The organism is Parasedimentitalea denitrificans (genome assembly GCF_011813015.1).
Taxonomy (GTDB): domain Bacteria; phylum Pseudomonadota; class Alphaproteobacteria; order Rhodobacterales; family Rhodobacteraceae; genus Parasedimentitalea; species Parasedimentitalea denitrificans.
The window spans coordinates 163,364-177,246 of record NZ_QHLQ01000003.1 but is presented as its reverse complement, the minus strand read 5'-3'; the positions used below and the strand labels follow the sequence as shown (position 1 = coordinate 177,246).

Below are 13,883 nucleotides of genomic sequence, written 5' to 3'. Positions count from 1 at the left end.
GCCGGGCATTCCATTGAACAAATTCATGAAAAGCCTTGTGCTGGTTGGGTAAAACGTTATTTTGCCCTTCCCGGCCATTCGAAGGGGATTGAGGGAATGAAGATCAGTATCGAACGTGGTGCCCTGCTGAAGGCAGTATCCCAGGCTCAGTCTGTTGTGGAACGTCGCAACACCATCCCGATTCTTGCCAATGTGTTGATCGAGGCTGAAGGTGAGCAGGTGCAGTTCCGCGCCACCGATCTGGATATCGAAGTCGTCGACAAAGCGCTTGCCCAAGTGGAACGCGCTGGTGCCACCACCGTGGCCGCTACGACTTTGCACGAGATTGTCCGCAAGTTGCCTGATGGCGCTCTGGTTACTTTGAACGCTGATGCGGCGACTGGCCGATTGACGGTTGAAGCTGGTCGGTCGAATTTCTCGCTGGCGACGCTGCCGCGTGAGGACTTCCCGGTGATGGCCTCGTCTGAGTATCAATCTAATTTCACGGCTCCGGCTGGAATGCTGCGTCGGCTGTTTGACAAGTCGAAATTCGCGATTTCGACTGAAGAGACCCGGTACTATCTGAACGGTGTATACATGCACACGTCGGATGGTGCGGACGGTAAAGTTCTGCGCTGTGTTGCCACCGATGGACACCGCTTGGCGCGCATTGATGCGGATCTGCCTGCTGGTGCTATGGAAATGCCGGGCGTTATTGTTCCACGCAAAACCGTGGGTGAGCTGCGCAAGCTGCTGGACGATGATGAGATGGAAATTGCGGTTTCGGTGAGCGAAACCAAAGTGCGCTTTGCCACGCCTGACATCACGCTGACCTCAAAAGTGATCGACGGGACGTTCCCTGATTACACACGGGTTATTCCGCAGGGTAACACCCGTCGTCTGGAAGTGGACGCCAAGGAATTTGCCCAAGCGGTGGATCGTGTGGCGACAGTGTCTTCCGAGCGTTCGCGGGCGGTGAAGCTACAATTGGATGAAGACCGGTTGGTCCTGTCGGTCAATGCGCCTGACAGCGGTGCGGCCGAAGAAGAACTGGCTGTGGCCTATAACGATGAACGGCTGGAGATTGGTTTCAACGCCAAGTACCTGCTGGAAATTGCCAATCAGGTGGATCGCGAAAACGCGGTGTTCATGTTCAACTCTTCGGGTGATCCGACGTTGATGCGCGAAGGCAATGATCAAAGCGCCGTATACGTCGTGATGCCGATGCGGGTTTGATCGCCTGACGGCGATGCCTTCGGCAGAGGTATTTTTAACAAGAAGAAATGAGGCCGGGCGATGTTGGCTCTGACCGCGTTGACCCTGTCTTACTTTCGTTCGCATAAGCGGGCGGAGCTGAAGCTGGATGGGCGCCCGGTGGCGTTGTTTGGGGCCAATGGGGCCGGTAAGACCAATATTCTGGAAGCGGTATCGTTGTTTTCGCCGGGGCGTGGTTTGCGCCGGGCAGGGGCAGCGGATATGGCACGCCGAGCCGAGGATGTCGGCTGGAAGTTGACCGGGCAGTTGCAGGCGGCCAACCAGATTTACGAGATTGATATCTGGTCTGAAGGTGGTGCTGCGCGGCAGATCCGCATTGATGGCAAGGCAGCCAATCAGATTGCATTGGGTAAGATCAGTCGTGTGGTCTGGTTGATTCCGGCGATGGACCGGTTGTGGATTGAGGCCGCTGAGGGGCGGCGGCGATTTTTGGATCGCATCGTGCTGAGCTTTGACCCGAGCCATGCCGAGGCCTCGCTGACCTATGAAAAATCCATGCGTGAGCGGAACCGGTTGTTGAAGGAACAAGTGCGGGATCCGGCGTGGTATCGGGTGCTGGAAGGGCAAATGGCCGAGGCGGGTAATCGGGTACATCAGGCGCGGATGTCGGCGATTGAAAGCTTGCAGGTCGCGCAGGCTGACGCCGAGACTGCGTTTCCCGCAGCGGAACTGGAATTGATTCAAAGCGAAGGGTCGATGCCTGGTAGCGAGGATGATCTTCGCGAAGCCTTGGCCGAGAGCCGGTTTCGCGACTTGGCAGCGGGGCGCACCCTGGTTGGGCCGCATCGTAGTGATTTGATTGGAACCTATGTGGCCAAGGGGGTGGCGGCCAAGGAGTGCTCAACCGGTGAGCAGAAGGCGCTGTTGGTGTCGTTAATTTTGGCAAATGCCCGTGCCTTGGCGCAGCGAGATGGTGCACCTCCGATGTTGTTGCTAGACGAAGTTGCCGCGCATTTGGACGCGGATCGTTGTGCAGCCTTGTATGATGAGATTTGCGGATTGGGAGCGCAGGCCTGGATGACTGGAACTGGACCGGAGATGTTCGCAGCCCTTGGTGATCGCGCGCAGATATTGGAAGTCACTGAGGATGGTGGTCTGTCGCAGGTGCGGCAGGCATGAGCGTTTCTGTTTGGGACTTGGTGCTGTACACTGGGGCGCTGTTTATCCTGTTCTTGACGCCTGGCCCGGTGTGGCTGGCCTTGGCGGCGCGGTCGCTGTCGAATGGGTTTCACGGCGCATGGCCGTTAGCCCTGGGGGTTGCCTGCGGCGACATCTTGTGGCCGCTGGTGGCGGTCGCGGGCATGTCGTGGCTGGTATCCGAGGTCGAAGGCGTGATGACGCTGCTGCGCTGGGTGGCCTGCGGAATGTTTGTTGTCATGGGCGTACTGTTGATCAGGCATGCGGGCGACAAGATGCAGGAAAACAAGGCTTTAACCCGACCCGGGGTCTGGGCTGGCTTTCTGGCTGGTGTGGCCGTGATTTTAGGTAACCCAAAAGCGATCTTGTTTTACATGGGCGTATTGCCCGGATTCTTTGATCTGTCGGGGCTGACCTGGAAAGATGTGACGGCGATTGTGGTTTTGTCGTTCATGGTGCCACTGGTGGGGAACTTGGTGTTGGCCGGGTTTATCCATCACGTACGCCAGTACATTTCATCGTCTGATAGTCTAAAGCGGATCAACACTGTTTCAGGTGGTTTGCTGATCTGCGTAGGGCTGGCGATTCCGTTTCTTTAAGTCTTGGGTGCCAGCCAGCTGTGCAGAAACGGTTGCAGGGATGTGGCGGGCGAGTCGTCGTTGGTGTGCTCTATGCAGAACCAAAGCGCCAGCACGTGGTAGAGGAAAGCTTGAATGCCTTCGGATAGTAGTTCGGCGGGTGAATCATTTCGCACCTCACCGGTGTGTTGCAGCTGGGCCAGCCATCCGGCGAAAAGAGTGACTTGGCGTACAAGTCCTGCTGTTACCACTTCGTCGATCTCGGCCCCAGTTGAGCCTGAGTAGCGAAGCAATAGTTCGAAGATCACTCGATCGGTTGCGATGAAAGAGAGCAGGGGGGACAGGCGATCAATGACCTCGTTGATGTTGTTGGGCTGGCCCTGTGCCTCCATCTGGTCCAGCTGAGTCATGACTTCAGCGCCGATAAGGACCGCAAGCAGGCCATCCTTGTCTTTGAAATGGGAGAACAGAGTGCCCTTGGCTACGCCTGCTTGGTCTACAACATCCTCAACCCGAAGGCCGGAATAGCCCTGAACGGCTACAATTTCCTGTGCAACTTCGATTAATTTTGCGCGTGTTTTCAAGCGTCTTTGTTGTGGGGCACGAGTATTCACGGAAGCGTTACCATTTTAAAATTGACCGCGGTCAATTTATCTCCATATAAAAATGACCGTAGTCACTTTTGCCAAATTGGAGCCCCATATGCCAAGCCAGAAAATTCTGATCCTGAGCGGTCACCCCGGTGAGTCCTCGCTGTCAAAGTCTCTTTGCCAAGCCTATAGCGGTGCAGCCGAAGCGCAAGGTCATGACGTGCGTTTTCATGACCTGTCAAAAATGAAATTTGACATGGACTACGGTCAGAGCGGGTATGAGAACTCAAAGCCGTTGGAACCGGATCTGGACGCATTTTTGAGCGATCTGGAATGGGCGAACCATGTTGTGATGGCGACCCCTTTGTGGTGGGGGAGTATTCCAGCCAAGTTGAAGGGGGTGTTTGATCGGGCATTGTTGCCGGGGCGGACATTTGACACGCGCAATGTCAGTTTCATGGGTTTGCCAAGGCCGATGTTGAAGGGCAAAACCGCGCGTGTCTTGCTGACTTCGGATACGCCATCAATATTCTTACGGTTGTTCTATGGTAATGCGGTGAAGAAAACCATCAGCCGTCAAATACTGGGTTTTGTCGGAATTACACCAACGCGCTTTACCTCGTTTGCGCCAGCAACGGATGCAAATGAGGCAAAGGTAAGCAAGTGGATAAATCAGGCGGCAGGCTTAGGTGCGAAAGCAACTTGATTTTGCCTATTAAAATCGGGCGATTTGCGTGACAACCCTGCTCGGATTCCGTATAAATTCCCAAAGTTTAAGAGGAAGACACGAATGTCCGGAACCGAGCAAGCCCCCGCAGAATATGGCGCGGATTCCATTAAAGTTCTCAAGGGCTTGGAAGCGGTCCGAAAACGGCCCGGTATGTACATCGGTGACACGGATGATGGCTCGGGTCTGCACCACATGGTTTATGAGGTGGTCGATAACGGTATCGATGAAGCACTGGCCAACCATGCGGACCACGTTCGGGTCAAAATTCACGCCGATAGCTCTGTTTCTGTCTTTGATAACGGTCGCGGAATTCCGGTAGACATTCACGCCGAGGAAGGCGTGTCAGCGGCCGAGGTCATCATGACCCAGCTGCACGCAGGCGGTAAATTCGACAGCAATTCGTACAAAGTGTCCGGCGGTTTGCACGGTGTGGGTGTGTCGGTAGTGAACGCGCTATCCGATTGGTTGGAACTGCGGATCTGGCGCAATGGCAAAGAACACGTTGCCCGGTTTGAACGTGGCGATACAGCCGAGCATCTGAAAGTTGTCGGTGAATGTGGTGATGAGACCGGCACCGAAGTCCGGTTCATGGCGTCGACCGATACGTTCAGCAACTTGGAATACTCGTTTGAAACACTAGAAAAGCGTCTGCGCGAACTGGCGTTCCTGAACTCGGGTGTGAAGATCATTTTGATTGATGAACGTCCGGCTGAGCGGCTGGAATCTGAGCTGTATTACGACGGCGGCGTCAACGAGTTCGTCAAATACCTGGATCGCCACAAGACATCCGTCATGGAAGCGCCGATCTATATCAAGGGTGAGCGCGACGACATTGGTGTTGAAGTCGCGATGTGGTGGAATGACAGTTACCATGAAACGGTGCTGCCCTTTACCAACAACATCCCCCAGCGCGATGGCGGCGCCCACGTGGCCGGTTTCCGTGGTGCGTTGACCCGGACCATTAACAATTATGCCCAGTCCAGCGGCATCGCAAAGCGTGAGAAGGTTAGCTTTACCGGGGATGATGCGCGCGAGGGTTTGACCTGCGTATTGTCGGTGAAAGTGCCAGATCCGAAATTCTCTTCCCAGACCAAGGACAAGCTGGTCAGTTCCGAGGTGCGTCCGGCGGTTGAAGGAATGATGAACGAAAAACTGGCCGAGTGGTTTGAAGAAAACCCCAATGTGGCCAAACAGATCGTTGGCAAGATCATCGAAGCCGCCCATGCACGCGAGGCTGCCCGGAAAGCCCGTGAATTGACACGTCGTAAGACAGCGATGGATGTAAACTTCCTTGCCGGTAAGTTGAAAGACTGTTCCGAGAAAGACCCGTCCAAAACCGAAGTCTTCCTGGTGGAGGGTGACTCTGCTGGTGGTTCCGCGCAGACAGGTCGTGACCGCCAGACACAGGCGATTTTGCCACTGAAGGGTAAAATTCTGAACGTTGAGCGCGCCCGGTTCGACCGGATGCTGGGCAGCCAAGAGATCGGCAACCTGGTGATGGCACTGGGCACCGGCATTGGCCGGGACGAATTTAACATCGACAAACTGCGCTACCACAAGATCGTCATCATGACTGATGCGGACGTTGATGGTGCGCACATCCGAACCTTGCTGCTGACTTTCTTCTTCCGGCAGATGCCCGAGTTGATCGAGGGGGGCTATCTCTATATTGCGCAGCCGCCGCTGTATAAGGTCAGCCGTGGTAAGTCCGAACGCTACCTGAAAGATCAGGCTGAGATGGATAACTATCTGGTCAACCAAGGTGTCGAGGGCGCTGTGCTAAGGCTGGGGTCTGGCGAGGAACTTGCCGGGCAGGATCTGACTCGGGTTGTTGATGATGCGCGTAAGCTGAAACGGGTTCTGGACGCGTTTCCCACCCATTACCCGCGCCATATTCTAGAGCAAGCGGCGGTGGCAGGTGGCTTTGTGCCCGGTGCTGTTGATTCCGACTTGCAGGGCGTGGCCGACAAGGTCGCAGCACGGTTGAACCAGATTGCGCTGGAATACGAACAAGGTTGGCAAGGGCGCATCACTCAGGATCACGGTATTCGACTGGCCCGTATCCTGCGCGGTGTTGAGGAAGTGCGGACTTTGGACGGACCGATGCTTCGTTCGGGCGAAGCGCGTAAGGCGGGTAGCTTTACCCAGGGCCTGCAAGAGATTTATGCCGACACAGCAACATTGATCCGCCGTGATCGTAACCAGGCTATTCACGGCCCGCTGGGGCTGCTTAGGGCGATTCTGGACGAGGGTGAAAAGGGCCTGTCACTGCAGCGCTACAAGGGATTGGGCGAGATGAATCCGGATCAGCTGTGGGAAACTACCTTGGACCCGGACGCACGTACCTTGTTGCAGGTACGGGTGGATGATCTGGTCGAGGCCGATGACCTGTTCACCAAACTGATGGGCGATGTGGTCGAGCCACGCCGAGAGTTCATTCAGAAAAACGCGCTGAGCGTGGAAAATCTGGACTTCTGATTTTGTAGGTGCGGGTATAGCTTTGCACTCTGACGTGGACGCCTGGAGAGCAAGAGTCTTAGCACGTCCAAGACTATTGGAAGTAGCAAGTGCAGTGATCGTGAGATAAAGTGGGAAGCTGTCATTCGGTGCAATCTGCACCAATGTCGGCTGTGCGGACGAAGTTGCCGTTCGTTGCGCTTGTTCGAGCGAACGCTTTAGTGCACGCAGGATCGACGTCAACTCTATCGAGGTATTGCACAGGCGGTCTGCACATACGAAGATGCAATCATGGCTACCGAACTAGCGTTCTCCATCGCTGCGCTGACCGTTCCGGCGAGACGGCACATACGGGTGTTTCAGGTGCACCAGTTTCTCGATCGTTTTGCGATGGGTTTGACGGTTGCCGTCGTAGCGCTGGCGTTAACCGACCGGGGCATGGACCTCTTTCAAATCTCGCTTCTCTTCGGGGTTTACTCGCTCACGACCATGGCGATGGAGCTGCCTTTCGGCGGCTTGGCAGACAGTATCGGACGCAAGCCGGTCTTTCTGACAGCAGTCGTCGCCAGTTTGGTTTCGCTCGCGCTCTTTCTCTCAACCAGCGATTTCTATGTTCTCGCACTTTCTTTTGCGTTCATCGGTTTTGGACGTGCGCTTAGGTCAGGGACGCTTGATGCGTGGTTTGTCGAAACGTTCAAGGCAGCCGCGCCGAATGTAGACGTTCAACCCGCGCTGGCCAAAGCGCAATGGGCCAATGCCATGGGCTTGGCGCTGGGGGCTGTTTTAGGAGGGCTTCTGCCTGATCGTTTAGGCTCGGTCGCGCAAAGCATCGGTTTCAGCATCTATGATGTATCCTATGCAGCAAGCTTTGGTGTGATGCTGGGCGTGTTTGTTTTCACGATGTTGGCCATTGTCGAAAAACCACGCCTCAAGAGCCCCGCTGCACTCAGACAGGGCTTTGCAAGCGTGCCAACGGTGGTCAAAAACGCAGGTTTTCTTGCCCTGAAACATCCCGCACTATCAATCCTATTGGCTACGCTGGCGTTTTTCTTGATGGCAACCAACCCGGTCGAGGTGATCTGGCCAACCCACGCAAAACCAATGTTGGATGAGGGCTACGCAAATACCGTCATTGGCGCACTGACCGCTACCTACTTCTTTTCCATCGCTTTCGGCGCATCTCTGTCTCCGTACGTCAGTAAGATTTTCAAGCGACAGCACGCAATGACGCTTGCGGCGGTTTTTGCCTGCCTAGCAGGTGTTCAAATCGCATTGGCATTACAGAATAGTATCCTCGGTTTTGTGACCGTCTTCATACTGTATTCTGTGTTCCTTGGTGTCAGCGAGACACCTGCCAGCAGCATTCTGCATCGTTGCGTAGATGACCGTCAGCGGTCGACCATGCTGTCTTTGCGATCGCTGATACAACAGTTGGGGGCCGCATTGGGTTTGGTGATCGCCGGAACTGTCGCCGAGATTTACTCCACGCCTATCGCATGGATTGTCGGTGCGGTGTTTCTTTTCATTGCTGTGATACTGTCCTTGGTTTTGGTCAAACAACTGGCCGTAGAACGCCGGTAGCAGACATTCGTGCGCCGTGCAGCATCGGGCAATCTGGGCTCTGAGCGGACCTTTGCTGCGCAGAGCGCCATGGTCGGCATTGAGCCGTTTGCTTCATTAGGAAGTGTCGAAGGGTGACTTTAGCTCCGCCGACCACGAACGGTCACAATACCTGGAAAACTCGTGAAAGTTGTAGTGCGCAAGTCATACTCGACCCCACATTTTATCTACTCGTTGAAAAGACAAAGGGCCGCCCGATTGGGTGGCTCTTGTTTGTTAGTGGTTCCCACCGATGTGGGTCTCACCACGCCTTCGCGCCAACTGGATCTGTTTTTGTCGCTCGCGGAAGCGCATCTTGTCTTTTTCTGAAGTTTCATCAAAGCACTGGTGGCAGGACACACCCAGCTCGTAGTTGGGATGCTTGGTGTCTTCAGGCAAAATAGGGCGGCGGCAGCCGTGGCAGAGTTGGTGCGGTCCAACTTTGAGACCATGGCCAACCGAAACGCGGTTGTCGAAGACATAACATTCGCCCTGCCATGTGCTGTCTTCGGCTCGCGTTTCCTCCAGATAGCGCAGGATGCCCCCCTTGAGGTGATAAACGTCATCGACGCCCTGACCGATCAGGAAGTTGGTCGATTTCTCGCAACGGATCCCACCGGTGCAGAACATCGCGACCTTCTTGTTGTGAAAACGGTCTTTGTTTTCTTCCCACCAGGCGGGGAACTCACCGAATGACTCGGTCTTTGGGTCGATCGCGCCCTCGAATGTGCCGATGCCTACTTCGTAGTCATTGCGGGTGTCGATTACGACGACATCGTCAGATTGGATCAGCTCGTTCCAGTCCTGCGGTTCAACATAGTGGCCGACGTGTGCTTTTGGATCGATATTGGGTTGCCCCATTGTAACGATCTCTTTTTTCAGCCGAACCTTCATCTTACCAAATGGAGGCTCTTCGCTGGTTGCCTCTTTCCACTCCAAGTCAGAGCACCCGGGTAGGGACTTGATATGGGCCAGTACTGCATCAATCCCAGAGCGAGGCCCGGCGATGGTGCCGTTGATCCCTTCGCGCGCCAAAAGCAAAGTACCTTTGACCTGTTGTGCAAGGCATAAGTCCAGCAGTGCAGGCTTTATGGCCGCAGTGTCTGGGAACTGGGTGAAGTGGTAGAGGGCGCAGATAACATACATACAGCAGCGAATAGTTCGGAGAAGCCCCGATTTCAAGGCACACATTGACCTGCGAACTGCCTATGCTTAGGCCAAAGAGTACAAAAGCAGGAGAATGAAATGACCAAAGCCTTGATTGTTATCGACGTTCAAAATGACTTTTGCCCCGGTGGAGCGCTGGCAGTGCCCGGCGGCGATGAAATCGTACCATCCATTAACGATATGATGGGCGATTTTGACGCGGTGATTCTCACACAGGACTGGCACCCCCAAGGACACTCGTCATTTGCGTCATCTCATGCGGGAAAAGCCCCGTTTGACACCACCGTAATGCCCTATGGTGCACAGGTCTTGTGGCCGGACCATTGTGTTCAAGGAACCGAGGGCGCGGCATTTCATTCTAAACTGCGCACAGATGCGGATATGATTATCCGCAAGGGGTATCGCAGCCAAATTGACAGCTACTCGGCCTTTTTTGAAAACGATCAGACGACGCCGACCGGACTGCAGGGTTACCTAAACGAACGCGGTATCAATGACTTAACTCTTGTTGGGCTGGCTACAGATTTCTGTGTTGCGTTTTCTGCGATTGACGCTGCGAGGCTTGGTTTCAAGGTTCAGGTTGATCTGACGTCTTGCCGCGCCATTGATATGGACGGTTCATTGGATACAGCGCTGGGAAACATGAAGAATGCCGGGGTGACGTTCAACCAGCTTTGAATGGGAAATGTTAACATCATGCCTGTAGATAAGTCGTGAAGTGGCAAAAAACAGGCAATGACGATGGCTGATCTGGGGGGTGCATCCTGGGGGGCGTCGACCGATTATCATCGGATCTACAACCCAACGAACTTACTGTTAAGGTATGCAAAAGGTAGGACGCGGCACTTTTCTAAGCGCCAGCTCTTTACCCTTGCGACCAGTGTTGTCCTCTGGTTCATGGCTTCCCCGAGCCTGGCGATGTTCGCAATGTCGCTTGTTTTCTTGGGCGACTTTGCGGACTACCTGTTTTTGCGATCAATTCCGCGCCTTTTGGATCGCGGTTATTCATATCGCAGACTGTCTATTCTTAGCGGAATTACCGCGGGGGTTCAGGCCTTATCCTCAGCCATATATGTGTGGGCGGCATGGTATGCACAGCACGACAATGCCGAGCCACTCTTTGGATTGGGGCTGCTAATATCTGCGACGATCAATGGCGGAATGGCCCTGCCGTATAACCGAACTGCCGGCATAACGCGCTTAGTCATTTATGGGCTGACACCTTTAGCTATTATGGCCAGTGAAAGTCTGGGTGGGTATGAGGTTGGAACACATACACACATAAACATGGCTGGGTTAGCCATGCTCTATGTGATGATGATATGGGTTCTGCATTTTATGGTTGGATCCTATCATCGCACCCGGCGGCATATTAAAGATCAGTCTGAGCAGCGTCAGCAATTGGAGGTTTCCAACGCTCTTTTGCAAGAACAACAAGAGCAGGCGATGCGTCTGGCCTTGGTTGCGCAACATGCAAATGACAGTGTGTTTCTGATTGATCGTGAGGATAAGATTTCATGGGTGAACGACTCGTTCACCCGGATCACTGGCTATTCATTTTCAGAGGCAGTTGGGCGTACGCCCTGTGAGCTATTGGGAAATGGTGACGAAGTTTCTGAGGCAGTCAAAAAGCTGCTGGACTGCCGGGCCAAGGGGCTTCCGTTCCAAGTCGAGATTGAAAGCCGCTGCAAGGACGGTTCACTGATCTGGATTGAGACCAATCAGGTTCCGGTGCGGGGGTACAATGGTGAGGTTGAAACCGTTGTCGCGGTCGAGCGTGACGTTACGGCCGCCCACCTTCATGCACAAGAGATGGAAGAGGCACGGATTGCCGCCGAGGAAGGTGAGCGGACCAAGGCTGATTTCCTTGCAACGATGAGCCATGAAATCCGGACACCGATGAATGGTGTAATCGGTATGGCGCAATTGCTTGAAGGTACAACTCTGGATGCTGATCAGAAGCTATATACGGGCACAATTCTAAGCTCTGCTAAAACACTCTTGTCTCTTATCAATGATGTTTTGGATCTTTCAAAACTGGACGCCAACAAGGTTTCATTTTCGCGAGTTAACTTTGACCTCCTCCAAAGCTTTGAGGAGACGCTTCACTTGTTGCGACCTCAGGCGCGGGAAAAAGGGCTGGAACTGATTCTAGATGTTCCGGAGGAGTTCTCTAGGAAAGTTCACGGCGATGATCGAAGAATTCGTCAAATCCTGCTGAACCTTTTGGGCAATGCAATCAAGTTCACCGAAGCCGGTGAGGTCAGGGTGGCGTTGGACGCCAAGTCCAATGGGGGCGGTCTTGCCCTGACGTTTTCAGTTACGGACACCGGAATTGGTATTCCAGAGAGTAAGCTCGACAGCATTTTTGAGAATTTCTCACAGGCTGATGCAGCTACAACTCGCAAGTATGGTGGCACTGGTCTTGGCCTGACGATTTCGCGGAAGCTGGCCAAGGCCATGGGGGGCGTTATCTCTGTGACCTCAGAAGTCGGGGTGGGAACCTGCCTGACAGTCTTGCTTGAACTGGAGCATTGGAAAGTCTCGGATGAAACAGATCTGAGCGCTGAGGTTTCGAATGCTTCAACGTCCTCCGTTCCTTCTGGAATGCGGGTTCTCGTGGCGGAAGATAACAAGGTCAATCGATTGGTCATTCGCAAGTTCTTACGTGATTCCCCAGTTAAGCTGGAATTCGCAAGAAATGGTAGCGAAGCAGTTGAAATGGTTAAGGATTCTAAGCCGGATCTGGTGTTTATGGATATGTCGATGCCAGTGATGAACGGCATTGAGGCGACGCGTATCATTCGTAAATGCGAAGGCGCCCAGCCGGTGATTGTTGCCTTGACGGCTAACGCTTTTGACAGTGATCGCGACGCCTGTCTTGAGGCCGGGATGGACGAGTTTTTGAGTAAGCCGCTGAACCGCAGTGATCTACTGGCAGTCCTGCAACGATATGGCGCAGCGAGCTAGATGACCTCAAGCGGCTGATTTTCTTGATCCTCCCGCCACTGTGTCCTATCAGTCGGTGAACCAACGAATGAGGTCGCCGGTGGATATTGCAACCCGGGTCTATAATCATAAGTGGAAAATTGATCCGATCGTACGGTCGTTGATCGATACTGATTTCTACAAACTGCTGATGTGCCAGTCTGTGTTCCGCAATAAGCCGGATACTCAGGTGTCATTTTCGCTGATTAATCGCTCGATCAAGGTGCCGTTGGCCGACTTGATCGACGAGGGCGAGTTGCGCGAGCAGTTGGATCACATCCGGACGCTTACCCTGTCACGTGGCGAAAGCACATGGCTGCGCGGGAATACGTTTTATGGCAAACGCCAGATGTTCCGGCCGGATTTCATGGAATGGTTCGAAGGCCTGCGGCTGCCGCCCTATCACCTGGAGCGCAAAGGTGACCAGTATGAGCTGACGTTTGAGGGCAGCTGGCCCGAAGTCATGCTATGGGAAATCCCAGCACTGGCCGTTCTCATGGAACTGCGCAGCCGTGCGGTTCTGAACAGGCTGGATCGGTTTGAAATACAGGTTCTGTATGCCCGTGCCATGACCAAGGTCTGGGAAAAAATCGAACGGTTGCGCAAGATTGATGGTTTGAGCATTGCCGATTTTGGCACCCGTCGCCGTCATTCGTTCCTGTGGCAGGACTGGTGTGTGCAAGCGATGAGCGAGGGGCTAGGCGATAAGTTTACCGGCACTTCGAACTGTAAAATCGCTATGCGTCGCGAGCTTGAAGCGATTGGAACCAATGCGCATGAACTGCCGATGGTTTACTCGGCACTTGCCAATAGTGATCAGGAACTTGCCCAAGCACCTTATGATGTACTGTCGGATTGGCGGGATGAGCATGAGGGCAACCTGCGTATCATTCTGCCTGACACTTACGGCACCAAAGGTTTCCTGGATCACGCGCCGGACTGGTTGAACCAATGGACTGGCATTCGCATCGACAGCGGTGATCCAGCAACCGCCGCTGAGATTGCGATCAACTGGTGGAAAGAGCGTGGCGAAGACCCAAGCCAGAAGCGGGTTATCTTCTCTGATGGTCTGGACGTTGAAAAAATCATTGAGCTGCACGCCAAATTTTCCGACCGGGTCAATGTGTCCTTTGGTTGGGGTACGTTGCTGACCAATGATTTCCGTGGCTTGGTTCCGAACGATGGTTTGGCGCCGTTCTCACTGGTGTGCAAAGCTGTGTCTGCCAATGGCCGCCCGACCGTGAAATTGTCGGATAACCCGGTCAAGGCAATGGGTCCTAAGGACGAAATCGAGCGTTACAAACGAGTGTTTGGCGTCGGTGAGCAAGAGCGGGTGCGGGTGATCGTGTAATCACCCGCTTACGTCGTCACGCTATCGTAAAT

The 13,883-nt window shown here is 54.1% G+C and carries 11 protein-coding genes; 9 read left to right on the top strand and 2 right to left on the bottom strand.

Annotated features, from left to right (window positions below; genetic code table 11):
- Positions 1 to 96: 96 nt before the first annotated feature.
- Genes dnaN through DL239_RS05310 form a run of 3 tightly spaced genes read left to right on the top strand, consistent with a single transcriptional unit; the run spans position 97 to position 2,990 of the window.
- Positions 97 to 1,215: a DNA polymerase III subunit beta gene (dnaN, locus tag DL239_RS05320; RefSeq protein ID WP_167682957.1), complete on the top strand. Its 1,119-nt coding sequence runs from the start codon at positions 97 to 99 to the stop codon at positions 1,213 to 1,215.
- A 60-nt stretch (positions 1,216 to 1,275) separates the two neighbouring features.
- On the top strand, positions 1,276 to 2,373 hold the full coding sequence (recF, locus tag DL239_RS05315; RefSeq protein ID WP_167682956.1) for a DNA replication/repair protein RecF: 1,098 nt from the start codon (positions 1,276 to 1,278) through the stop codon (positions 2,371 to 2,373).
- Positions 2,370 to 2,990, top strand: a complete 621-nt coding sequence (locus tag DL239_RS05310) for a LysE family translocator (RefSeq protein WP_167682955.1) — start codon at positions 2,370 to 2,372, stop codon at positions 2,988 to 2,990. Before recF ends, DL239_RS05310 begins: the two co-directional genes overlap by 4 nt.
- On the opposite strand, the gene DL239_RS05305 is transcribed toward DL239_RS05310, so the two are convergent.
- The gene (locus DL239_RS05305) at positions 2,987 to 3,553 is read right to left on the bottom strand and encodes a TetR/AcrR family transcriptional regulator (protein ID WP_206188349.1); all 567 of its coding nucleotides are present in this window, start codon (positions 3,551 to 3,553) and stop codon (positions 2,987 to 2,989) included. The two genes, DL239_RS05310 and DL239_RS05305, sit on opposite strands and share 4 nt — an antisense overlap.
- A 118-nt stretch (positions 3,554 to 3,671) precedes the next feature.
- Here DL239_RS05305 and DL239_RS05300 point away from each other — a divergent pair, with 118 nt between their 5' ends.
- The 3 genes from DL239_RS05300 (at position 3,672) to DL239_RS05290 (ending at position 8,327) form a co-directional block, all read left to right on the top strand.
- The gene (locus DL239_RS05300; RefSeq protein ID WP_167683054.1) at positions 3,672 to 4,265 is read left to right on the top strand and encodes an NAD(P)H-dependent oxidoreductase; all 594 of its coding nucleotides are present in this window, start codon (positions 3,672 to 3,674) and stop codon (positions 4,263 to 4,265) included.
- 84 nt (positions 4,266 to 4,349) lie between these two features.
- The gene (gene gyrB, locus DL239_RS05295) at positions 4,350 to 6,767 is read left to right on the top strand and encodes a DNA topoisomerase (ATP-hydrolyzing) subunit B (RefSeq protein ID WP_167682953.1); all 2,418 of its coding nucleotides are present in this window, start codon (positions 4,350 to 4,352) and stop codon (positions 6,765 to 6,767) included.
- Between the two features lie 270 nt (positions 6,768 to 7,037).
- Complete coding sequence (locus DL239_RS05290; RefSeq protein WP_167682952.1) at positions 7,038 to 8,327, top strand: MFS transporter; 1,290 nt, start codon at positions 7,038 to 7,040, stop codon at positions 8,325 to 8,327.
- A gap of 255 nt (positions 8,328 to 8,582) precedes the next feature.
- Here the strand turns inward: DL239_RS05290 and trhO are convergent, their stop codons facing one another.
- Complete coding sequence (gene trhO / locus DL239_RS05285) at positions 8,583 to 9,491, bottom strand: oxygen-dependent tRNA uridine(34) hydroxylase TrhO (RefSeq protein WP_167682951.1); 909 nt, start codon at positions 9,489 to 9,491, stop codon at positions 8,583 to 8,585.
- Positions 9,492 to 9,590: 99 nt separating this feature from the next.
- On the opposite strand from trhO, the gene pncA reads away from it, so the two are divergent.
- The 3 genes from pncA to pncB all read left to right on the top strand — a co-directional run bounded on the left by pncA (position 9,591) and on the right by pncB (position 13,851).
- Positions 9,591 to 10,190 carry a bifunctional nicotinamidase/pyrazinamidase gene (gene pncA / locus DL239_RS05280; RefSeq protein ID WP_167682950.1) on the top strand — a complete coding sequence of 200 codons (600 nt, stop codon included), beginning with the start codon at positions 9,591 to 9,593 and terminating at the stop codon, positions 10,188 to 10,190.
- A 219-nt stretch (positions 10,191 to 10,409) separates the two neighbouring features.
- The gene (locus DL239_RS05275; RefSeq protein ID WP_240931746.1) at positions 10,410 to 12,482 is read left to right on the top strand and encodes a hybrid sensor histidine kinase/response regulator; all 2,073 of its coding nucleotides are present in this window, start codon (positions 10,410 to 10,412) and stop codon (positions 12,480 to 12,482) included.
- Positions 12,483 to 12,561: 79 nt separating this feature from the next.
- A complete protein-coding gene (gene pncB / locus DL239_RS05270; RefSeq protein ID WP_167682948.1) occupies positions 12,562 to 13,851 on the top strand; it encodes a nicotinate phosphoribosyltransferase in 1,290 nt (429 codons plus the stop codon).
- Positions 13,852 to 13,883: the final 32 nt, after the last annotated feature.

Coding starts and splice junctions, on each gene's coding strand:
- dnaN (WP_167682957.1), top strand. CDS start 97: ATGAAGATCAGTATCGAACGTGGTGCCCTGCTGAAGGCAGTATCCCAG.
- recF (WP_167682956.1), top strand. CDS start 1,276: ATGTTGGCTCTGACCGCGTTGACCCTGTCTTACTTTCGTTCGCATAAG.
- DL239_RS05310 (WP_167682955.1), top strand. CDS start 2,370: ATGAGCGTTTCTGTTTGGGACTTGGTGCTGTACACTGGGGCGCTGTTT.
- DL239_RS05300 (WP_167683054.1), top strand. CDS start 3,672: ATGCCAAGCCAGAAAATTCTGATCCTGAGCGGTCACCCCGGTGAGTCC.
- gyrB (WP_167682953.1), top strand. CDS start 4,350: ATGTCCGGAACCGAGCAAGCCCCCGCAGAATATGGCGCGGATTCCATT.
- DL239_RS05290 (WP_167682952.1), top strand. CDS start 7,038: ATGGCTACCGAACTAGCGTTCTCCATCGCTGCGCTGACCGTTCCGGCG.
- trhO (WP_167682951.1), bottom strand. CDS start 9,491: ATGTATGTTATCTGCGCCCTCTACCACTTCACCCAGTTCCCAGACACT.
- pncA (WP_167682950.1), top strand. CDS start 9,591: ATGACCAAAGCCTTGATTGTTATCGACGTTCAAAATGACTTTTGCCCC.
- DL239_RS05275 (WP_240931746.1), top strand. CDS start 10,410: ATGGCTTCCCCGAGCCTGGCGATGTTCGCAATGTCGCTTGTTTTCTTG.